This is a genomic window from Nocardia sp. FBN12, from assembly GCF_054031145.1.
Genome location: NZ_CM132926.1, coordinates 6,253,394 through 6,273,719, shown reverse-complemented (window position 1 = coordinate 6,273,719; position 20,326 = coordinate 6,253,394). Strand labels below are relative to the sequence as shown.

Here is a 20,326-nt window from a genome sequence, read left to right as displayed (position 1 = left end):
AAGTATGGTCGCCGCCAAGACCTTTTGGACAGCAAAAAGCGTCTACAAACGTCTACAGTTCTCTACGATGGGTCCATGTCCAGTCGGGGCGAGCAGGGGAACGGCGTTGTCGGAGCTCGGTTGCGGCGACTGCGAGAAGAGGCGGGGTTGTCGCTGGCCGCGCTGGCCACTCGCGTTCCGTACAGCCGGGCCGCGCTGGGCCATTACGAAACTGGCACGCGTGCGGCATCTTTCGAGGTAATCGCCTGGTACGAGCGAGTGCACGCACAGTCGGCGCCCGCGCTTCCGGTCACTCGCCGACGAGATCCGCGGGCGGCCGATGCCGCTCTCGTGACGGCGATCGCCGCCGCGCAGCCCGCCGGTCCGCTCATCGAGATCGGGCGACCGCACCAGGGAGACAGCGGAACCGGGTACTTCTGCCCGTTCCGGATCGACGGCGTGATCGAAGGCGAAGCCACCGGAACCGATCCGGCGACAGCTCTGCGGTCGGCACTACTCGCGGTGGGAGCCGAGCTGAATCGACCGGGAAACGAACTCGGCCCCACCCGGATTCGGTGAAATCGGCGGCGCGCGGTGCGATATCCGCCTGCGGATAACGATCAGCGGTGCGCCGCCACAACGGCAGCGAGCGACTCGGTGAGCAGCACCAGGTAACGGTCGGGATCCGCTACGACCAGCGCATCGGAATGCACTGAGAGCGTGATGGTTTCACCGATTCCGTGCACCCCATGGGTCAGATGCATGACGGTGCCGAGAGCCGGAAAGCCGCCGGTGAACAGGACCGGCGCGCCGGCGAAGGCGAGATCGGCCGGGCCTCGGTAGACGCTGGAGACGACGGTGTTGCCGTCGAGCGCGGCGGGAACGGTGTCCAGGTCGGCACGTTCGACATCGCGGATCGCGAGGAAGGACGGCACCACCTCGCCGACTCGACCCTGCGCGGAAAGCAGCGGATTCAGCGCTCGCGTCCGGCGGGCCGCGAGTTCGTCGGCGATGAGATTCGCGCGGATGCGCAGGTCGGGTTCGTTGATATGCAGGTCGATGGACAGCCCGCGGTAGTTGTTGCGGGCGGCGCTCGGCGCGGGAAGTGCCATCGGGAGTGCCGTTCCCAGCCGGTCCGGTCGCTCTCCGCGCTCGGCGAGGTAGTCGGACAGTGCTGACGAGATCGCCGTCAGCGCAACAACAGTGACGGTTATGCCCGGTACGCGCAGGCTGCCTGCATCGACGACCAGCATGCGTACGTGGTGGCCGTCGACACTGGTCGCGGGGTTCAGCACACAGGGCGCGAATCCGGTTGCGGCCGCGGGCACCTCACCCGCGGCGGTCCGGTCCGCCAGTTCACGCTGCGCCAGGTACGCGGCCCGCCCGCGCCATACCGTCGTGGCGAGCTGCCAGGGAAGACGCAGTACTCCAAGCACTCTCGGATCTACCCATCGAGCAATCCATCCACAGGGTTGTCCACAGGAATCCACAGGCTGTGTGAAGATCTGTGCAGGTCCGACCGGGTGATATGCCGAGTTATCCACAGGCACAACAAGTGTGCTGTGGACAACAGCGTCATCGGCACCGAAGAGCGCTCGCGCGATGGCGGCGGCGCGGGTGCCGTCGGCCAGCGCGTGTGACAGTTGCAGCACCACTACGACAACGGGATCCACGGACCGCGGTGCGGCGCGGACGGCCCGGAAAACGTGAACGCGCCAGGGGAACTCGGTCGCGACGACACCGGTTCCCAGGAGTTCGCCCAGATCCGCGAGCAGTTCCCGCCAGGACATGCCGTCCGGCTGGTGGTGCACGAATTGCTGGGACGCGAATTCGGCCGGAACCCACCGCGGATAGCCGAGATTGCCCGGTATGTCCTGTAACCGGATCCGCAGATCCGGAATGCGCGCGGCACGCGCGGCGACGAAAGCGCGGAGGTCGTCTGTCGCGGTATCGGTTTCAGCGAAAGAGTAGAGCAGGAACACATCATTGGCGGTGCGTCGTGACAGCCAGTACATCGTCGCGTCACGCGCGGCCATCGTGGTCATCCGGTCACGATAGCCAAGCCGCCGAGGTCCTGAGAAGGCCCCGAGTCCGCTCGACTCGGGGCCGGTATTGCCCATTCGAGATGCATCTCGCGGCTCAGCCGCGCGCGAACTCTCCCGCGGTGACATCGGCGAGGAACGCTCGCCACTGCCCTGGACCGAAGGCCAGCACGGGTCCGCGGCCGCGGTCCTTGGTGTCGCGAACGGCGATATCGCCGCCGGCGAGAAAGGCCACTTCGACGCAGTTCCCATCGGGTCCGCTGTAGGTGCTCTTCCGCCACACAGCGTCGGTCACATCAACTTCCACGGCACTTGTCTCCTTTGGTTCATCGAGAAGGGGGATAACTCCTGGAATCGTTGAACATTGTCGAAATCCGGCGCGACCGATGAGTTACTTCGTGGCACACAAGGCACTGCCACACGGCGCGCGCAACCGACCGGCACGAACCAGCGCATCGAGGCGTTTCTGCCTCCGGGGGCTGCCCCCGCGGAAGAAACACTAGCAGGTCTTCCGCAATGTTGCGGAAGAGAATTTGCTTTCCCATATCGTTTTGCCAAGCTTGCGAAGCTTCACGTTTGCGGGGGCATTGCCAGCCCGCTTACCCATTCCCGATCCGGTTGACACATCTTGATTTACCTCCATGTGATTAGTCCGTGATACGTCAATTTCTCAAGTGCCACATCTGCCACATGAGCACCATCGGGGGTAGGCGTGGATCATGGGGGAATGATCTCCCGTGACCGTGACACCGCAGGTCGTGCCCGTAACGACCGCCCCCGCGACCGACTCGGCCGACCGCTGCCGCCCGGCAGTGCCGGAGTCGCCCGAATTCCCGACGACCTCGAGCTCGGACCCCAGCAAACTCTCACCTTCGCTCAGCAACTGCTGGACGACGGATTGGCATTCAATGCCCACGAGGTATTGGAGGCAGCATGGAAGAACGGACCGGTTGCCGAACGGATGCTCTGGCAGGGGTTGGCCCAATACGCCGTCGGCCTCACCCACATCCAGCGTGGCAACGCCAAGGGCGCAGGTACGCTGCTGCGCCGCGCGAGTGAGCGGCTCGGGTCCTATCCGGCGAATGCCCAGCACCACGATGTGGACCTGGCCGGGCTGATCGCGCACGCACAGGAGCTGCTCGACGCGCTCGATACCGGTGAGCCCGTCACCGAGGAGCGGCTGCGCACGCGACTGTGCCGGACACCCGCCTAGAATCCAGGGGTGCCGACGAGTCCGCCGACCAGCCACGGCGCGCCTGCGAGCTCCGGCGCGACCGGTGACGGCTCGCGCGGCGGAGCGGGGCGGTACGCCCCCAGCCCGTCGGGCGAACTGCATGTGGGGAATCTGCGTACGGCAGTGCTGGCCTGGCTGTTCGCGCGAACTTCGGGCCGGAAGTTCCTGCTTCGCGTCGACGACCTCGACCGCGTCCGCCCCGGTGCCGCGCAACGACAGCTCGACGACCTCGCCGCGATCGGCATCGACTGGGACGGCCCCGTGGTCTACCAATCCGAACGGCTGTCGCGCTACGCGGCCGCGGTCGCGCAATTGACCGCCGCTGGGCGCACCTATGAATGTTTCTGCACCAGAAGAGAAATCCAGCAGGCTGCCACCGCCCCACACGGGCCGATGGGCGCCTACCCCGGCACCTGTCGTGACCTGAGCGAGGCCGACCGCGCCGCCCGGCGAGCCGAAGGTCGCGTCGGCGCAGTGCGTTTGCGTGCCGACGTGACCGAATACGAGTTCACCGATCTACTGCACGGCCGATATCGGGGCGCCGTCGACGATTTGGTGCTGCGCCGCGGCGACGGTATTCCCGCCTATAACCTCACCGTCGTGGTCGACGATGCCGCACAAGGCGTTGACCAGGTAGTTCGCGGTGACGATCTGCTGGCGTCCACCCCACGCCAGGCCTATCTGGCGCACCTGCTCGGACTCGCCGTGCCGACCTACGCCCATGTACCGCTCGTGCTCAATCAGGAGGGCAAGCGGCTGGCAAAACGTGATGGGGCCGTGAGCCTTTCGGATCAGCGCGCCTTGGGGAACACGCCCGAGGACGTGGTGGCGGCGATCGCGGATTCACTCGGGTATTCCGCACGGACGACTGCCGAGCTACGCGAAGTTTTCGACCCCGCCCGCATCCCTGAGAAACCGTGGATACTCGAGCCTATCGGGTTGTTCCGACCAGAGGGATGTCCGTAACGTACGCATCGACCGATCTAGAAGATCAAAACGAGGACTGAGAATATGACCAGCGGTGGTTACGACCCCAACCAGTACCCGCAGGGCGGTCAGCCCGGCGGCTACGGCCAGGACCCCTACGGCCAGCAGCAGCCGCAGCCGGGCTACGGACAGCAGCAGCCGTACGGCCAGCCCGGACACGGTGGCGCACCCCAGCCCGGTTACGGCCAGCCGGATCCCTACGGCCAGCAGCAGCCGGCCTACGGGCAGGACCCGTACGGTCAGCAGCAGGGCTACCCGCAGCAGGGCCAGTACGGTCAGCAGCAGCCCTTCGGCGGCGTGCAGCCTGCCGATCTGGGGATCCGGATCGGTGCGCGAATCATCGATCAGCTGATCGTCGGCATCCCGCTCTCGATCGTGGTCGCGCTCATTCTCGGCAGCGGCAACGGCTTCCAGATCGTCGGCGGAGCGCTCATCTCGCTGGCTGCCTACGGCTACTTCGTGGCCATGGAGGTCACGCAGCAGGGCCAGACGCTGGGCAAGAAGATCCTCGGCCTGCGGGTGCTCGCGCCCGGCGGCGCACCGGCGCTGACGCCGGAGCAGTCGCTCAAGCGCAACCTGTTCGTGGTGGTCGGCGCGATCCCGTGCCTCGGCTCGCTGATCACGCTCGGCCTGACCATCTACATCATGGTCACCATCTCGCAGGACCCGAACAAGCAGGGCTGGCACGACAAGTTCGCCGGCGGCACGCAGGTCGTCAAGGGCTGATTCCCGTACCTGACGAAAACAACAGGGGCGCTTCCGGATTCCGGAAGCGCCCCTGTTCGTTGTTCAGGTCAGTAGGTCGATGAGTCGGCGCTGATGCCGACTATGACGATGAAGACGACGTAGAGAACCCAGCCCACGATCGCGAGGACGCCGATCCAGATGCCGGCCTGGGCCATGCCCTTGCCCTCGCCTCCGCGTTCCTTGATCTGATTCAGCGCCATCACCCCGAGGATGATGCCGACGATCGAGCCGACGCAGGTGCACAGCCCGACCAGCGAGGCGACGAGCGCGCCGATCGCGAGACCGTTGGTGCCCTGCGGCTGCGGGTACTGCTGCCCGTACGGCTGGTAGGCACCCGCGGCCGGATACGCGCCGTAGGCGGGCGGCTGCCCGTAAACCGGCGGCTGCTGCGGATACTGCGGCTGGCTCGGCTGCTGGTACTGCGGCTGCGACGGTGGCTGCTGCGGGTACTGCGGCTGCGAGGGAGGCGGCGCCGGTTGCTGGGGATACTGCGGCGACGACGGGTAATTGGAAGGCTGCGACGGCTGGGCGGTGGGATGCTGCGGCACCGAACCCGGCGCGCCGGACTCCGGCGACACGCCAGAGCCGCCGTATTGCTTCCACCACTCGTCGGAATCGCCGGGATTCGTCATAACGACAGCGTATTCCACAACCGCCCACTGTGAGGCATCGCTTCCTTGGGAGAATAGTGGCTGTGACTGATACGAACTCGCTCGACAAACCTGCCCAATCTGGGCACCCCGCGCCGGAACATGCGGCATTCGCCCAGGTTGCGCGGGGGTTCTATCCGGTAATCGTCGCTCTCTTCACCGCGACGCTGATCATCTCCAATATCTGCGCCACCAAGGGTGTGGAGTTCTTCACCGACAGCTCGGTGATGCTCGGCCCGATCCAGATCCTGCCGATCGCGACCGACGGCGCCTTCTTCCTGTTCCCGCTGGCCTACATCCTCGGCGACGTGCTCAGCGAGGTCTACGGCTTCCGCGCCACCCGCCACGCCATCTACACCGGTTTCGCCGCGCTGCTGTTGACCGTCGGTTGCTTCTACGTGGCCATCCAGCTCCCGCCCGCCGGCTTCTACGAAAACCAGGAAGCCTTCCGCACCGTCCTCGGCACCACCCCCCAACTGGTGCTCGCAGGCCTCGCAGGCTACTTCGTCGGCCAGCTCCTGAACTCGGCCACCCTGGTGCTGATCAAGGAACGCACCAAGGAAAAGCACCTGTGGGCCCGCTTGATCGGCTCCACCGTCGTAGGCGAGTTCGCCGACACCCTCATCTTCTGCTCGATCGCCGCCACCGCCATCGGCATCAACACCTGGCAATCGTTCATCAACTACGTCATCGTCGGCTTCCTGTGGAAGACCCTCTGCGAGGTGCTCGTCATGCCGATCACCTACCGCGTAATCGCCATCCTCAAGAAAACCGAACCCACCTACGCCCCGGCCAAGGCCGACGCACTCCACGATTAGTTCGCGGCGAGGCGGCGGATCGGGCGAGATCCGCCGCCTACTCCCCCGGCACCTTGATCCGGCCCCGCCACTGGCCGAGAAATTCCTTCTTGAACTCGTCGAAGTACCCACCCTCGATGCTGGCCCTGATCCGGTCGACGAGCCGAATCGTGAAGCGCTCGTTGTGAATCGTGCACAACGTCGCCGACAACATCTCCTTGGCCTTGAACAGGTGATGCAGGTAGGCACGGGTGTAGTGGGCGCAGGTGTAGCAGTCGCACGTCTCATCGATCGGCGTGAAGTCCCGCCGAAACCGAGCGGTGTTGATGTTGAACCGCCCCTCGTCGACATAGATCGCCGCATTCCGCGCCACCCGAGACGGATTCACACAGTCGAACGTGTCCGCCCCGTTCTCGATCGCCGTGAACATGTCCTCCGGCTCACTGATCCCCAGCATGTGGCGCGGCTTCGCCTCGGGCAGCTCATCACAACACCACCCCACGATCGTCCCGAGATTGTGCTTCTCGAGCGCCCCGCCGATCCCGTACCCGTCGAATTCCGTACCACCACTCCCCCGGATCGACTCCAGCTCACGACAAGCCTTGCGCCGCAGATCTTCGTACTGCGCACCCTGGATCACCGCGAACAACGCCTGATACGGCCGATGACTGCGCACCGCGGTGAGTCGTTCGTGTTCGTCGATGCACCGCTGCGCCCACTCGTGCGTACGCTGCAGTGACTTCTCTTGATAGCCACGGGTATTCATCAACGTGGTCAACTCGTCGAAGGCGAACATGATGTCGGCGCCGAGTTCGTGCTGGATCCCCATCGACACCTCGGGCGTGAAACGGTGCTTCGAACCATCCAGGTGCGAACGGAAGGTGACCCCGTCGTCGTCTACGGTGGCCAGCCGCTCCTTGCCCGCCGCGATCACCTGATCGGACCGGATATCCACGGCCTCCATGGCAAGGACCTTCTTGAACCCGACCCCCAGCGACATCACCTGGAACCCGCCACTGTCGGTGAAGGTGGGCCCCGGCCAGTTCATGAACTTCCCGAGCCCGCCCGCCTCGTCGACCACGTCGGCGCCGGGCTGCAAGTACAGGTGGTAGGCGTTGGCCAGCAGCGCCTGTGCCCCGATCTCTGCCATCGTCTCTGGCAGCACTGCCTTCACCGAAGCCTTGGTCCCCACCGGAATGAAAGCGGGCGTGGCGATCTCGCCGTGCGGGGTCGAGATCACCCCGGTCCGGCCATGCCGACCCCCGTCGAGACGGGTGCCTACTTCGAAGGAGAACTCGCTACTATCGGCCACCGCACCATCGTGCCAGGGCCACGATGGTGCGTCTGAACTGGGCGTTGTATTACTGAGCCGCCGCGAACTGGGCGTTGTACAGGTCGTAGTACGGTCCGCGCTCGGCGAGCAGCCGCTCGTGCGTGCCGTGTTCGACGATGCGTCCCTTGTCCATCACCACGATCAGGTCCGCGTCCCGAATCGTCGAAAGCCGATGGGCGATCACGAAACTGGTGCGATCGCGACGCAGCGCTGCGGTGGCGTGCTGGACCAGCGACTCGGTCCGGGTGTCGACCGAGCTGGTCGCCTCGTCCAGGATCAGGATCGACGGCTTGGCCAGGAACGCGCGGGCGATCGTGATCAGCTGCTTCTCACCCGCGCTCACCCCGCCACCCTCTTCGTCGATGATCGTGTCGTAGCCGTTGGGCAGCGAGTGCACGAACCGGTCGACGTAGGCCGCCCTGGCCGCGGCCTGGATATCGGCTTCCGATGCCGTCGGGTTGCCGTAGGCGATGTTCTCGCGGATGGTGCCCTTGAACAGCCAGGTGTCCTGCAGCACCATGCCGATCCGCGAGCGCAGGTGGTCGCGGGTGATCGTGGTGATGTCGACGTCGTCGATCGCGATGGTGCCCGCGTCGAGTTCGTAGAAGCGCATCAGCAGATTCACCAGTGTGGTCTTACCCGCGCCGGTCGGGCCGACGATCGCGACCACATGACCGGGGTCGGCGACCAGCGAGAGCCGCTCGATGACCGGGGTTTCCGGGTCGTAGCCGAAGGACACCGCCTCGAACTCCACCCGCCCGCGATCCACCGGACGCGCGATCTCCACGATCGGATCGGGGCTCTGTTCCTCGGCGTCGAGGATCTCGAAGATCCGCTCCGCCGAGGCGACACCGGACTGCAGCAGATTCGCCATCGCGCCGATCTGGGTGAGCGGCTGACTGAACTGACGCGAGTACTGGATGAACGCCTGCACCTCGCCGAGCGACAGGTTGCCGGTGGCCACCCGCAGCCCGCCGACCAACGCGATGAACACGAAGTTCACGTTCCCGAGGAACATGATGGCCGGCATGATCAGGCCGGAGATGAACTGCGCCTTGAAGCTCGCGTCGTAGAGCTTGTGGTTGCGCTTGTCGAACTCCTCGCCGACCTCGCGGCCGCGACCGAACGCAGTGATGATCTCGTGACCGGTGTAGGCCTCTTCCACCGAGGAGTTCACCTCGCCGGTGAACTTCCACTGGTTGACGAAGTGCGGCTTGGATCGCTTGGCGATCTGCGCGGTGACCACGATCGCGGCGGGCACGGTGAGCAGCGCGATCAGCGCCAGCAGCGGCGAGATCCAGAACATCATGATCAGGATGCCGACCACGGTGAACAGCGAGACCAGCAGCTGGCTCATCGTCTGCTGCAGGCTCTGCGAGACATTGTCGACGTCGTTGGTGACGCGGCTGAGCACGTCGCCACGGGGCGCGGTGTCGAAGTAGCGCAGCGGCAAGCGGTGCAGCTTCTGCTCCACCTCGTCGCGCAGTCGCTTCACGGTCCGGTTGATGGCGATATTGAGCAGGTAACCCTGCAGCCAGCCGAAAACCGAGGCGGCCACGTACAGGGCGAGCACGAGCATCAGCACGCGGCCGACGGCGTCGAAGTCGATGCCGGTACCGGGGATCACATCCATCGCCGAGAGCATGTCGGCGCGGGTGGTCTCGCCCTGCCTGCGCAGCAGCTCGACGGTCTCGTCCTTGGTGAGACCGGGCGCGAGCTGTTTACCGACGAAGCCGTCGAACACCAGGTTCGTCGCCTTGCCGAGCAGGTACGGGCCCAGCGTATTGAGCACGACGGAGGTGATCACCAACGCGACGATCACACCGACCGTGAACTTCTCGGGAGCCAGCCTGCTCACCAGTCGCTTCAGCGACGGCTTGAACGACTTGGCCTTCGTGCCCGGTGCTCCGGGAACGGGTGCGCCTGGCCTCATCGGGCTTCCTCCACGCTCAGCTGGGACTCGACGATCTCGCGATACTCCGAGCAGCGCTGCATCAAGTGGTCATGGGTGCCGATGCCCGCCATCGCACCGTCTTCGAGGACGACGATCTGGTCGGCGTCGCGAATGGTCTGAATCCGCTGGGCCACGATGATCACCGACGCGTCGGCGGTCTCGGGCTTCAGCGCGGCGCGCAGCCGGGCGTCGGTGGCGACATCGAGTGCGGAGAACGAATCGTCGAACAGGAAGATGCGTGGCTTGCGCACCAGCGCGCGGGCGATACACAGCCGCTGCCGCTGACCACCCGACACCGTGGTGCCGCCCTGGGCCACCGGAGTGTCGAGACCCTGCGGCATCTCACGCACGAAATCGGCCGCCTGGGCGACCTCGAGCGCGTGCCAGAGTTCGTCGTCGGTGGCATCGGGCTTGCCGTAGCGCAGATTGGTCGCGATGGTGCCGGAGAACAGGTACGCCTTCTGCGGCACCAATCCGATTCCACCGCGCAGCAACTCGAGGTCGAGGTGACGCACGTCGGTGCCGCCGACGTAGACCGCGCCGTCGGTGACGTCGATCAGGCGTGGGATCAGGTTGATCAGCGTGGTCTTGCCCGAACCTGTCGAACCGACGATGGCAGTGGTGGTGCCCGGCGTTGCCTCGAAGCGAATGCCGCGCAGCACCGGCTTCTCCGCACCGGGGAACGCGAACTCCGCGAACTGCATATCGACGGTGGCCGGGTCGCCCTTGAACGACTGCGGCAGCCGCGGCGGACGGACCGACGACTCGGTCTCGAGCACCGCCCCGATCCGATCGGCGGAGACGGCCGCACGCGGGGCCATCATCGCCAGGAACGAGGCCATCATGACTGCCATCAGGATCTGCATGACGTAGGACAGCATGGCGGTGAGCGAGCCGATCTGCATCGTGCCGTTGTCCACGTGGTGCCCGCCGAACCAGATCACCCCGACCGCGGTCAGATTGCTGATCAACATCACCGTCGGGAACATCAACGCCATGAGCTTGCCGACCCGCAGCGAGGCGTCGGTGAGTGCGGTGTTGGCCATCCCGAAACGCCAGATCTCCTGACGCTCACGAACGAACGCGCGCACCACCCTGATGCCGGTGATCTGCTCACGCAGCACCCGGTTGACCCCGTCGATGCGTTCCTGCATCTGCCGGAAGCCCGGCACCATCCTGGCCACGATCGTGCCCATCGCAATGGCCAGCGCGGGCACCGCGATCAACAGCAACCACGACAGCCCGAGGTCTTCGCGCAGCGCCATGATGACGCCACCGATACACATGATCGGGGCCATCACCAGGATCGTCACCGACATCACGATGAGCAGCTGGACCTGCTGGATGTCGTTGGTGGAGCGGGTGATCAGCGAGGGCGCGCCGAACATCCCGACCTCCCTGGCCGAGAACGTCTCCACCCGGTGCAGCACGCCACCGCGCATATCCCGACCCGCGCCCATCGCCGCCTGCGCGCCGAAGTACACCGAGGCCGCCGAGGCCACGATCTGCACGCAGCTCACGGCGAGCATCCACAGACCGGTGGTCCAGATGAATCCGATGTCGCCCTTGGTGACACCGTCGTCGATCAGGTCGGCATTGAGGCTGGGCAGGTACAGCATCGCGATGACCGAGATCAGCTGTAGGACGAGCACCGCCGCCAATTGGGGCCGGTAGGGGGCGAGGTATGTCCTCAGCAGGGTGATCAACATGATGGATCGAAGGCTACCCCGCGCTGGTCACCGACGCCCCGCACTTTTACCCACCCTGTGGATAACTCCGCGCCTGTGGATAACTCTAGGTTCCGGCAGGTGTGCGCGGTTCGCGCCGTGCCCATGCGCCCGGGTCAGCGACCAATTCGCCGATGAAACCGGGCAGTCGGTCGGCAGCGATGTCGGCGATCGAGACGTTCTCCAGCACCGCGCGGATATTGACCCGCAGCGCGATCCACACCTGCTGCAACGGTTCCGCCGCACCGGGATAACGCACGTCCTCCGGCCGCTGCCCGCGCACCGACGCCAGCGGCGATTCCACCGCGCGGATCACATCGGCCACCGAGATCTCCGTCGCGGGCCGACCGAGGCGATACCCGCCGTCGGGCCCGCGCCTGCTCAGGACGAGCTCGGCGCGACGCAGCTCGGCCAGTACCGTCTCGAGCACCTTCGGCGGGATCTGCGCGGCGGCGGCGATGGCCTCGGACTTGACGACTCCGTCGGCCGCGGCGAGCTCGAGCAGCGTTCGCACCGCGAAATCGACTCTGGCGGTGATATGCACGGTTCGAACTTACGCGGTGCCGCATGCGGTGAGCACACAGGTGGCCGCGTCCAGAAGGGTCTTCTCGACGAGCTCGTCGGTGGCGCCCGGTGCCAGTTCCGACGACAACAGCGCCACCCCGAGCACCTCGATGGCCGCGGAGGCACGCAGCATCGAAGCCTGGGACGGGTCGGGCCCGGCCAGCCACAGCCGCAGCTCACGGGTGGGTTCCATCAGATCGGGGTAGCGGTCGGCGATCGCGTTGACGATGGCCGCCGTATCGCGCACGCAGAGCGCGCCCGCGTCGCGGTGGCGGATCATGCCGCGCAGATAGGTGCGCAGGACCGCACGGATACCCTCGTCGTCGTAGGGGACGGCCTCGATGTCCTCGACGATGTCGCGCATGTGATCGATGATCGGGTCGATGATCGCGAGGAGCAGATCGAGCTTCGAGGCGTAGTGGTAGTAGAGCGAAGCCTTCGTGATTCCCACCACATCCGCCACCTCGCGCAGGCTCGTCTGCTCGAAACCTTTGGCGGCGAAAAGCTGAACCGCGGCGTCGCGGATCGCCTGTTTAGTGCCTCCACCTGCGGTGACGGCGTCGGCGATGTCTCGGGCGGGCATGGCGGCAATCCTCCCATGATTCGGTGTGACGGATCCGGCGCCCCCAAAATTGAGGTTGCTCCTCCACTTATCCACTAGGTAGTCTACCTACCGCACGGTAGGCAGAAAACGATGTTGTGGAGGCGGGTCCCGCAGGGGTGGCCCGCGAGTGCTGTCTACGAGCCATGCCCCCACCCGTTCTTCGCGCTAGGAGCACCCGCGTGTCCGTATACCTGTACCGATGGGGAAAGTTCGCTTTCCGCCGTAAATGGATCGTGTTGCCGGTCTGGCTACTGCTGTTCGTGCTGCTCGGCGGCCTCGGCGCCACACTGGCCAAGCCGATGAGCAACGACTTCAGCATGCCCTCGCTCCCGTCGGCCCGCGCCAACGAGATCCTCGACAAGCACTTCCCCGGCATGTCCGAACAGTTCAAGTTCGACGCCGTGTCCGGCACCTACGTGATCGGCGCGCCGGCGGGTCAGAAGCTGACCGACCCGGCCAACCGCGCCGCGATCGACGCGTTCATCGCCAAGCTCGGCGAACTCGACATCGTCGATCACGAGAAGCCGCTGATGAGCCCGATCGAGCTCACCGACAAGATGGGCTGCCTCGACAACGCCGATCCGTCGAAGTGCTCGTCGGCCCCGCTCAATGTGCTGAGCGAGACCGCACCCGGCACCGTCGGCGTGCTCAGCGTCCCGTTCACCATCAAGGCCGTCACCGACGTGACCGACGCCGAGCGCGACGCCGCCTTCGAGGTCGGCGCCGAAGCCCGCAACGCGGGTCTCACCGTCGAGCTCAGCGGCTCGATCGCGATGAAGCAGGAACAGCCGAGCGGCAAGTCCGAACTGATCGGCATGGCGGTCGCGCTGATCGTGATGGTGGTGGCCTTCGGCGCCATCGTCGCCGCGGTCGTGCCGATCGTCACCGCGATCGTCGGCCTCGGTGCCGCGACCTCGGTGATCATGCTGGGTACCTCGGTGATGGAAGTGCCGAGCTTCACCACCTTCCTGGCCTCGATGATCGGTATCGCGCTCTCGATCGACTACGCGCTGTTCATCGTCTCCCGGTACAAACACGAACTGGCCGTGCGTGATTCGGCCGAGGAAGCCGCCGGTACCGCGCTCGGCACCGCCGGTTCGGCCGTGGTGTTCGCCGGTCTCACCGTCATCATCGCGCTCGGCGCGCTCGGCATCGTCGGCGTGGAGTTCCTGACCTTCATGGGTCTCGGTGGCGCCATCGCCGCCGCGTTCGCCGTGCTCACCGCGGTCACCCTGATGCCCGCGCTGATGGGCGCCTTCGGCAAGTACCTGTTCAAGCCGAAGCTCCCGCTCGTGGCACAGCACGACCCCGAGGACGAAACCTCGGTCACCAACGGCCAGCGCTTCGCCAAGCTGATCGCCAAGGCGCCGTGGGTCGCGTTGGTCCTGTCGGTGGTCGTGCTGGGCGCGCTCGCCGCACCCGCCGCCGGCCTGAACCTCGGCCTGCCCGGTGACGACAGCATGCCGAAGACCTCCACCATCCGTAAGGCCTACGACCTGCGGACCGAAGGTTTCGGTGAAGGCAGCAACGGCGTGCTGATGGTCGTCGCCGACCTGAGTGCGACGCCGGAGGGCCAGCGTGAGGCCGCGGTCACCGCACTGCGCGACAAGCTCGACTCCTACGACGGCATGGATTACGTCACCGAGCCGCAGTGGAGCGAGGACAAGCAGGGCGCCATGCTCAACGGTGTCCCGAAGTCGGGCCCGAACAACCAGGACACCAAGGATCTGGTCGCCGAAGCGCGTGGCGCGGAAGCGGATCTGAACGCGCAGTACGGTATGGCATACGGCATCACCGGCACCACCGCCATCTACGCCGATGTCGACCACGTCCTGCTCAGCAAGATCGTGCCGTACCTGGCGATCGTGGCCGGTGCCGCGTTCATCCTGCTGATCCTGGTGTTCCGCTCGATTCTGGTTCCGCTCACCGCGGCGCTGGGCTTCCTGTTGTCGATGGCGGCCACCTTCGGTGCGACGGTGCTGATCTTCCAGGAGGGCGCGTTCGGCCTGATCTCGGATCCGCAACCGCTGGTCAGCTTCCTGCCGATCATGTTGATCGGCTTGGTGTTCGGCCTGGCGATGGACTATCAGGTGTTCCTGGTGACCCGCATGCGCGAGGAATTCGTGCACGGTAAATCACCCAAGGACGCGATGGTCTCCGGGTACCACCACGGTGCCCGCGTGGTGACCTCGGCCGCGATCATCATGATCTCGGTGTTCGGTTCCTTCATCATGGAAACCGACGTCACCGCGAAGTCGTTCGGTTTCGCGCTGGCCGCCGGTGTGGCGATCGACGCGTTCATCGTCCGCATGGTCGTGGTCCCCGCGCTGCTGGTGATCATGGGCAAGTGGGCGTGGTGGATGCCGAAGTGGCTCGAGCGCATCGTGCCCGATATCGACGTCGAAGGTGCCAAGCTCGAGGAGCTGCGCGCCGAGAGCGCCGTCACGGTGAAGCACCCGGTTTCGGTCGGCTGACCCTGACAAAACCGCACGGCCCCGCAATCCGCTACCGGATTGCGGGGCCGTGTTGTTTCGGCATCCGCGCTGGAACGGTGCTTGATATCGAGGTTGCTGGGCAGCAGACTCAGGGCTAGTTCGACCGGCTACACCTCCGATCCGCGCTCTGCACCGATCCACGAGGAGAAGAACCGTGTCCATCTATCTCTACCGGTGGGGCAAGCTGGCCTTTCGCCGCAAATGGATTGTGCTGCCCGTCTGGTTGCTGTTCTTCATGGTGCTCGCGGGACTGGGTTCCTCGCTGCAGAAGCCGATGACCGACGACTTCTCCATGCCGAACCTGCCGTCGGAACGGGCCACCGAAATCCTCGACAAGCACTTCCCCGGCATGTCGGAGGCCTTCGCTTTCGACGCGGTGACCGGCACCTACGTCGTCGGGGCGCCCGCGGGCCAGAAGCTCACCGACCCGGCCAACCGGGCCGCGCTCGACGGGCTGATCGCCAACCTGGAGCAACTCGACATCGTCGACCACGCGAAGCCGATCGAGAATCCGATCACCGCCACCGAGGAAATGGGCTGCCTCACCGGGCAACCCGATCCGTCCACCTGCAGTGGCGCACCACTGAACGTGCTGAACAAGACCGAACCCGACACCGTCGCGTTCTTCAGCGTCCCGTTCACGATCACCGACTTCGCCGACATCACCGCCACCGAACGCGAGGCCGCCTACAACGCGGGCGATTCCGCGCGCGCGGCCGGGCTGACGGTCGAGATCAGCGGCACCATCGCGATGGAACAGGAGATGCCGAGCGGCAAATCCGAAATGATCGGTATGGCCGTGGCACTGGTGGTGATGATCGTGGCGTTCGGCGCGATCGTGGCCGCGTTCGTGCCGATCATCACCGCGATCGTCGGGCTCGGCGCGGCGACTTCGCTGATTTTCCTGTCGACCTCGGTGCTGTCGGTGCCGAGCTTCACCACCTTCCTGGCCTCGATGATCGGCATCGCGCTCTCGATCGACTACGCGCTGTTCATCGTCTCGCGGTACAAACACGAACTGGCGGTACAGGATTCCGCCGAGGAAGCGGCCGGTACCGCGCTGGGCACGGCGGGTTCGGCGGTGGTGTTCGCCGGGCTCACCGTCATCATCGCGCTGGTCGGGCTGAGCATCGTCGGGGTCAGGTTCCTGACGTTCATGGGTCTGGGTGGCGCCATCGCGGCCGCGTTCGCCGTGCTCACCGCCATCACGCTGATGCCGGCGCTGCTCGGTGCATTCGGCAAGGCACTGTTCAAGCCGAAGCTGCCGCTGATCGCCCAGCACGATCCCGAGGACGACAGTGTCGTCACCAACGGCACCCGCGTGGCCAGGGTGATCGCCAAGTTCCCCGCGATCACGATGCTCCTGGCCATCGTGGTGCTCGGCCTGCTCGCCGCACCGGCGCTGAACCTGAACCTCGGGCTGCCCGGCGAGGACAGCCTGCCCAAGTCGACGACCGTTCGTAAGGCCTATGACCTGCGCACCGAGGGTTTCGGCGAGGGCAGCAACGGCGTGCTCCAGGTGGCCGTAGACCTCAGCGAAACCCCGGCCGACCAGCGTCCGGCGGCGCTCGACGCCTTGCGCGCGAAGCTGCAGTCCTATCCCGACATGGAGCTGGTCACCGATCCGCAGATGAGCGAGGACGGTGCGGGCGCGCTGATCAACGGCATCCCCAAGACCGGCCCCAACGCCCAGTCGACCAAGGACCTGGTCGAGTCGGCGCGCGATGCCGAATCCGATCTGAACGAGCAGTACAAGATGTCCTACGGCATCACCGGAACCACCGCGATCTACGCCGATATCGACCACGTGCTGCTCAGCAAGATCGTCCCGTACATGGCTATCGTGGCCGGTGCGGCATTCATCCTGCTGATCCTGGTGTTCCGCTCGATTCTGGTTCCGCTCACCGCGGCGCTGGGCTTCCTGTTGTCGATGGCCGCGACCTTCGGTGCGACCGTGCTGATCTTCCAGGAGGGCAAGTTCGGGCTGATCCAGGATCCCCATCCGCTGGTCAGCTTCCTGCCGATCATGTTGATCGGCTTGGTGTTCGGCCTGGCGATGGACTATCAGGTGTTCCTGGTGACCCGCATGCGCGAGGAGTACGTGCACGGCGCCGATCCCACCGAGGCGGTGATCAAGGGCTATCACCACGGTGCGCGCGTGGTGACCTCGGCGGCGATCATCATGATCTCGGTGTTCGGTTCGTTCCTGCTGGAATCCGATGTCACAGCCAAGTCGATGGGCTTCGCGCTGGCGGCAGGCGTGGCCTTGGACGCGTTCGTCGTCCGGATGGTGCTCATTCCCGCTTTGCTTGTGCTGCTGGGCAAATGGGCGTGGTGGATGCCGAAGTGGCTCGAGCGCATCGTCCCCGATATCGACATCGAGGGCTCGCGGCTGCGCGAGGTCCAGGCCGAACAACGGAAGGTCGACGCGCCACTACCGCAAGGCTGAGCAGCGATGGCCGGGGAGCTCTGGTTCCCCGGCCATTTCGCTACTGACTCGGCTGCGGCACTTGACATTCGGTGACGCGCGGATTGAGCCCGATGTAGTTCGCGGGCCCCGCCGCGGCGGTGACCGCGATGGTCGCCCATTCCGCGCATTGTTTGGGCAGGTGAGCGAAGTGGTGCCGCTGACCAGCAGCGAGCAACCCGACGGCGATCCAGCCGAGCACGACCAGAACCATAAGTTTTCCCCCGAGCCCGATCCCGGACTTCGCGGGTGGCGGCTGTCGCCCGCGCATAATCATCGTTCCTTCCCGGATTCGGTGTAACCCAGTCTATTACGCGAGGAATACACCGCAGGTCGGACGAGGTGAATACCCGACGACAGATCGTGCCGCTACCGGGTGGTCCGCGCTCTCCCGCACTGTGGCTTCCGGCTTTCCGGCCGAGCCGCGGCAGGCGGGCGGATGCCGTGCCTGATCGCGTTGGCGGTGTGGATTCCGATGGCGAAGTCCTTCAGCTGCTTCAACATATCTCCATGGTCTGACTTCCGCGTCACCGGGAGAAGTGGCATAGATGACGACTATCGCTAAGATTTAGACATGAGTTCTGTCTCCGTGCTGGCATACGACGGGATGACGGCGTTCGAAACCGGCATCGTGATCGAAGTCTTCGGCCTGACCTGGCCCGATATCGACGAGCCGTGGTACGAGCTGAAGATCTGCACCGAAACGCCCGACCCGATCCGGGTGATCGGTGGCGCCACCATGACCAGCCCGTACGGTCTCGCGGAATTCGCCGCCGCCGATACGGTCGTCGTCCCGAGCGTCGCCGACCCGCGCGCGCAGACCTCGCCGGAGCTGATCGACGCGCTTCGCTCGGCACACCGCAACGGCTCCCGGATCGTGTCGATCTGCTCGGGCGCCTTCGCGCTCGCCGCCGCGGGTCTACTCGACGGCCGCCGAGCCACCACCCACTGGCGCTACGCCGACCTGCTGCGCGAGCGCTACCCCTTGGTCGAGGTCGACCCCGAACCCCTCTACACCGACGAGGGCGACATCCTGACCAGCGCCGGCTGCGCCGCCGGCCTCGACCTCGCACTTCACCTGGTCCGCAACGACCTCGGCTCCGCCGTCGCCAACGCGGTCGCCCGCCGCCTCGTCATCCAGCCCCATCGCGCCGGCGGCCAAGCCCAATACATCGAATCCCCCATGCCACCCGAGCCCCTAGACGCCCCCATCGCCCGCAGTCTCTCCTGGGCCCTCGAACACCTCGCCGACCCGATCGGCATCCCCGACCTGGCCAGAGTCGCGGGCCTGTCACCGCGCACCTACCTACGCCATTTCGTCCGCGAAACCGGCGTGACGCCGAGCAAATGGCTGATCGCCCAACGCATCCAAGCCGCCCTGGCCATGCTCGAAACCGGCGACGCCCCGATCGAGGAGATCGCCACCGCATCAGGTTTCGCCACCCCGGTCACCTTCCGCCACCACTTCACCCGGGCAGTCCGCACCTCACCGTCGTCCTACCGCCGCTCTTTCCAGACAAGAAAAAGCCCCCCACCTGCGTGAACAAGTGAGGGGCTCGTGGCGGTGGCGGAGGGATTTGAACCCTCGGAGGGGGGTTACCCCTCACACGCTTTCGAGGCGTGCTCCTTAGGCCGCTCGGACACGCCACCGCCGACTACGGTACCGGAATGGGTGGGGGATTGTTAAATCGGCTGGTCAGCGTTGGTTTTTGAAGAAGGTGTCGAGCAGTGCCGCGCAGTCCTGTTCGAGAATGCCGCCGCGGACTTCGGGACGGTGGTTGAGGCGGCGGTCGCGGACCACGTCCCAGAGGGAGCCGACGGCACCGGTTTTGGGTTCCCAAGCACCGAAGACGACCTTGCCGACGCGAGCCAGCACCAGCGCGCCCGCGCACATGGTGCACGGTTCGAGGGTGACAGCCAGGGTCGCGCCTTCGAGACGCCAGCCGTCACCGCGCACTGCCGCGGCTGCGCGCAGGGCGAGCACTTCGGCGTGGGCGGTGGGGTCGCCGAGGGCTTCCCTGGCATTGGTGGCGCGGGCCAGTTCGCGGCCCTGCGCGTCGAAGACGACGGCGCCGACCGGCACATCGCGCGGGTCGGCGTCGGCTGCGGCCGCTATCGCGGCGCGCATCATGTCCTGATCGGACACCGCTTCGACGGTCACCTGGGCAATTTGTCCAGCACCGCGGCGAATTCGTCGGCGAAACCGAGGCGCTGGGCGATCATGCCCAGCTGCTCGTCGGGGTAGAGGTCGGTTTCGGCGATGATCACGCTGAGGACCGGTTCGGGGAGGCCGAGGTCGGCCAGGACGCCGAGGTCGCCCTCTTCCCACGGTTCGACGTCGTCGAGGTCGTCGGGGTCGATGTCGGGGATCTCGACATTGAGCGCGTCGAGCACGTCGGCGGCGATGTCGTAGTCGATCGCCGCGGTGGCGTCGGAGACGAGCAGGCGGGTGCCGCTCGGCGCCGGCCGCAAGACGATGAAGAACTCGTCGTCGACGTCGATCAGGCCGAACACCGCACCTGAGCTGCGCAAAGCCTTCAGTTCGGTCTCGGCGGCCGAGAGATCGTGCAACGCATCCGAGCTCAGCGGGCTGACCCGCCACGTGCCTTCTTCGCGGACCACGGCCACTGCGAACCCTTCGACGTCGAAGTCGTCATCCGACGTCGCCCTGTTCGTGCCCGAGCGCTGTGCTGCCATGGACCAAACGGTAGTCTGTCCCACCCCTAATGATGAACTCGTGTGCCAA

19 protein-coding genes and 1 tRNA gene are annotated in these 20,326 nt (G+C 65.8%); 8 read left to right on the top strand and 12 right to left on the bottom strand.

The window, feature by feature from the left end; translation table 11 throughout:
- Positions 1 to 75: 75 nt before the first annotated feature.
- The gene (locus tag ACWZHB_RS29580; RefSeq protein ID WP_427905031.1) at positions 76 to 558 is read left to right on the top strand and encodes a helix-turn-helix domain-containing protein; all 483 of its coding nucleotides are present in this window, start codon (positions 76 to 78) and stop codon (positions 556 to 558) included.
- 41 nt (positions 559 to 599) lie between these two features.
- Here ACWZHB_RS29580 and ACWZHB_RS29575 read toward each other — a convergent pair whose 3' ends face one another.
- Entirely contained in the window at positions 600 to 2,024 is a 1,425-nt protein-coding gene (locus ACWZHB_RS29575; RefSeq protein WP_427905030.1) for a WS/DGAT/MGAT family O-acyltransferase, read from the bottom strand.
- A 94-nt stretch (positions 2,025 to 2,118) separates the two neighbouring features.
- Positions 2,119 to 2,328 (bottom strand): DUF397 domain-containing protein, encoded by a 210-nt coding sequence (locus tag ACWZHB_RS29570; protein WP_378638552.1) that lies wholly within the window; start codon positions 2,326 to 2,328, stop codon positions 2,119 to 2,121.
- A gap of 420 nt (positions 2,329 to 2,748) precedes the next feature.
- Here ACWZHB_RS29570 and ACWZHB_RS29565 point away from each other — a divergent pair, with 420 nt between their 5' ends.
- From ACWZHB_RS29565 to ACWZHB_RS29555, 3 genes are read left to right on the top strand one after another with little or no spacing between them, the layout of a single operon-like run.
- Positions 2,749 to 3,234 carry a DUF309 domain-containing protein gene (locus tag ACWZHB_RS29565; protein WP_427905029.1) on the top strand — a complete coding sequence of 162 codons (486 nt, stop codon included), beginning with the start codon at positions 2,749 to 2,751 and terminating at the stop codon, positions 3,232 to 3,234.
- 9 nt (positions 3,235 to 3,243) lie between these two features.
- On the top strand, positions 3,244 to 4,221 hold the full coding sequence (gene gluQRS, locus ACWZHB_RS29560; protein WP_427905028.1) for a tRNA glutamyl-Q(34) synthetase GluQRS: 978 nt from the start codon (positions 3,244 to 3,246) through the stop codon (positions 4,219 to 4,221).
- Positions 4,222 to 4,266: 45 nt separating this feature from the next.
- Entirely contained in the window at positions 4,267 to 4,968 is a 702-nt protein-coding gene (locus ACWZHB_RS29555) for an RDD family protein (RefSeq protein ID WP_427905027.1), read from the top strand.
- A 68-nt stretch (positions 4,969 to 5,036) separates the two neighbouring features.
- On the opposite strand, the gene ACWZHB_RS29550 is transcribed toward ACWZHB_RS29555, so the two are convergent.
- Entirely contained in the window at positions 5,037 to 5,621 is a 585-nt protein-coding gene (locus tag ACWZHB_RS29550) for a DUF4190 domain-containing protein (RefSeq protein WP_427905026.1), read from the bottom strand.
- 62 nt (positions 5,622 to 5,683) lie between these two features.
- Between ACWZHB_RS29550 and ACWZHB_RS29545 the strand changes: the two genes are divergently transcribed.
- Positions 5,684 to 6,457, top strand: coding sequence for a queuosine precursor transporter (locus ACWZHB_RS29545; RefSeq protein ID WP_427905025.1), 774 nt, complete (start codon positions 5,684 to 5,686; stop codon positions 6,455 to 6,457).
- 37 nt (positions 6,458 to 6,494) lie between these two features.
- On the opposite strand, the gene tgt is transcribed toward ACWZHB_RS29545, so the two are convergent.
- The 5 genes from tgt to ACWZHB_RS29520 all read right to left on the bottom strand — a co-directional run bounded on the left by tgt (position 6,495) and on the right by ACWZHB_RS29520 (position 12,597).
- A complete protein-coding gene (gene tgt, locus ACWZHB_RS29540; protein WP_427905024.1) occupies positions 6,495 to 7,748 on the bottom strand; it encodes a tRNA guanosine(34) transglycosylase Tgt in 1,254 nt (417 codons plus the stop codon).
- Positions 7,749 to 7,797: 49 nt separating this feature from the next.
- Positions 7,798 to 9,702, bottom strand: coding sequence for an ABC transporter ATP-binding protein (locus tag ACWZHB_RS29535; protein ID WP_427905023.1), 1,905 nt, complete (start codon positions 9,700 to 9,702; stop codon positions 7,798 to 7,800).
- Positions 9,699 to 11,432, bottom strand: coding sequence for an ABC transporter ATP-binding protein (locus tag ACWZHB_RS29530; protein WP_427905022.1), 1,734 nt, complete (start codon positions 11,430 to 11,432; stop codon positions 9,699 to 9,701). Before ACWZHB_RS29530 ends, ACWZHB_RS29535 begins: the two co-directional genes overlap by 4 nt.
- 85 nt (positions 11,433 to 11,517) lie before the next feature.
- Positions 11,518 to 11,994 carry an RrF2 family transcriptional regulator gene (locus ACWZHB_RS29525; RefSeq protein WP_427905021.1) on the bottom strand — a complete coding sequence of 159 codons (477 nt, stop codon included), beginning with the start codon at positions 11,992 to 11,994 and terminating at the stop codon, positions 11,518 to 11,520.
- Positions 11,995 to 12,003: 9 nt separating this feature from the next.
- Positions 12,004 to 12,597, bottom strand: a complete 594-nt coding sequence (locus tag ACWZHB_RS29520) for a TetR/AcrR family transcriptional regulator (RefSeq protein ID WP_427905020.1) — start codon at positions 12,595 to 12,597, stop codon at positions 12,004 to 12,006.
- Positions 12,598 to 12,797: 200 nt separating this feature from the next.
- Here ACWZHB_RS29520 and ACWZHB_RS29515 point away from each other — a divergent pair, with 200 nt between their 5' ends.
- Positions 12,798 to 15,092 (top strand): MMPL family transporter, encoded by a 2,295-nt coding sequence (locus ACWZHB_RS29515; RefSeq protein ID WP_427905019.1) that lies wholly within the window; start codon positions 12,798 to 12,800, stop codon positions 15,090 to 15,092.
- A gap of 175 nt (positions 15,093 to 15,267) precedes the next feature.
- On the top strand, positions 15,268 to 17,562 hold the full coding sequence (locus ACWZHB_RS29510; RefSeq protein WP_427905018.1) for an MMPL family transporter: 2,295 nt from the start codon (positions 15,268 to 15,270) through the stop codon (positions 17,560 to 17,562).
- A gap of 40 nt (positions 17,563 to 17,602) precedes the next feature.
- Here the strand turns inward: ACWZHB_RS29510 and ACWZHB_RS29505 are convergent, their stop codons facing one another.
- Positions 17,603 to 17,794, bottom strand: a complete 192-nt coding sequence (locus ACWZHB_RS29505) for a hypothetical protein (protein WP_427905017.1) — start codon at positions 17,792 to 17,794, stop codon at positions 17,603 to 17,605.
- A 360-nt stretch (positions 17,795 to 18,154) separates the two neighbouring features.
- Between ACWZHB_RS29505 and ACWZHB_RS29500 the strand changes: the two genes are divergently transcribed.
- The gene (locus ACWZHB_RS29500) at positions 18,155 to 19,123 is read left to right on the top strand and encodes a helix-turn-helix domain-containing protein (protein ID WP_427905016.1); all 969 of its coding nucleotides are present in this window, start codon (positions 18,155 to 18,157) and stop codon (positions 19,121 to 19,123) included.
- A 16-nt stretch (positions 19,124 to 19,139) separates the two neighbouring features.
- Here the strand turns inward: ACWZHB_RS29500 and ACWZHB_RS29495 are convergent.
- The 3 genes from ACWZHB_RS29495 to ACWZHB_RS29485 all read right to left on the bottom strand — a co-directional run bounded on the left by ACWZHB_RS29495 (position 19,140) and on the right by ACWZHB_RS29485 (position 20,277).
- Positions 19,140 to 19,230: transfer RNA gene (locus ACWZHB_RS29495), tRNA-Ser, on the bottom strand.
- A gap of 46 nt (positions 19,231 to 19,276) precedes the next feature.
- The gene (locus tag ACWZHB_RS29490; protein WP_427909348.1) at positions 19,277 to 19,711 is read right to left on the bottom strand and encodes a nucleoside deaminase; all 435 of its coding nucleotides are present in this window, start codon (positions 19,709 to 19,711) and stop codon (positions 19,277 to 19,279) included.
- 26 nt (positions 19,712 to 19,737) lie between these two features.
- Positions 19,738 to 20,277: a tRNA adenosine deaminase-associated protein gene (locus ACWZHB_RS29485; protein WP_427905015.1), complete on the bottom strand. Its 540-nt coding sequence runs from the start codon at positions 20,275 to 20,277 to the stop codon at positions 19,738 to 19,740.
- Positions 20,278 to 20,326: the final 49 nt, after the last annotated feature.

Bases quoted from the DNA above. Each gene is read 5' to 3' on its own strand.
- ACWZHB_RS29550 (WP_427905026.1), bottom strand. From the start codon at position 5,621: ATGACGAATCCCGGCGATTCCGACGAGTGGTGGAAGCAATACGGCGGC.
- ACWZHB_RS29490 (WP_427909348.1), bottom strand. From the start codon at position 19,711: ATGATGCGCGCCGCGATAGCGGCCGCAGCCGACGCCGACCCGCGCGAT.
- ACWZHB_RS29500 (WP_427905016.1), top strand. From the start codon at position 18,155: ATGAGTTCTGTCTCCGTGCTGGCATACGACGGGATGACGGCGTTCGAA.
- ACWZHB_RS29575 (WP_427905030.1), bottom strand. From the start codon at position 2,024: ATGACCACGATGGCCGCGCGTGACGCGACGATGTACTGGCTGTCACGA.
- ACWZHB_RS29530 (WP_427905022.1), bottom strand. From the start codon at position 11,432: ATGTTGATCACCCTGCTGAGGACATACCTCGCCCCCTACCGGCCCCAA.
- ACWZHB_RS29555 (WP_427905027.1), top strand. From the start codon at position 4,267: ATGACCAGCGGTGGTTACGACCCCAACCAGTACCCGCAGGGCGGTCAG.
- ACWZHB_RS29505 (WP_427905017.1), bottom strand. From the start codon at position 17,794: ATGGTTCTGGTCGTGCTCGGCTGGATCGCCGTCGGGTTGCTCGCTGCT.
- ACWZHB_RS29535 (WP_427905023.1), bottom strand. From the start codon at position 9,702: ATGAGGCCAGGCGCACCCGTTCCCGGAGCACCGGGCACGAAGGCCAAG.
- ACWZHB_RS29565 (WP_427905029.1), top strand. From the start codon at position 2,749: ATGATCTCCCGTGACCGTGACACCGCAGGTCGTGCCCGTAACGACCGC.
- ACWZHB_RS29485 (WP_427905015.1), bottom strand. From the start codon at position 20,277: ATGGCAGCACAGCGCTCGGGCACGAACAGGGCGACGTCGGATGACGAC.
- ACWZHB_RS29580 (WP_427905031.1), top strand. From the start codon at position 76: ATGTCCAGTCGGGGCGAGCAGGGGAACGGCGTTGTCGGAGCTCGGTTG.
- ACWZHB_RS29520 (WP_427905020.1), bottom strand. From the start codon at position 12,597: ATGCCCGCCCGAGACATCGCCGACGCCGTCACCGCAGGTGGAGGCACT.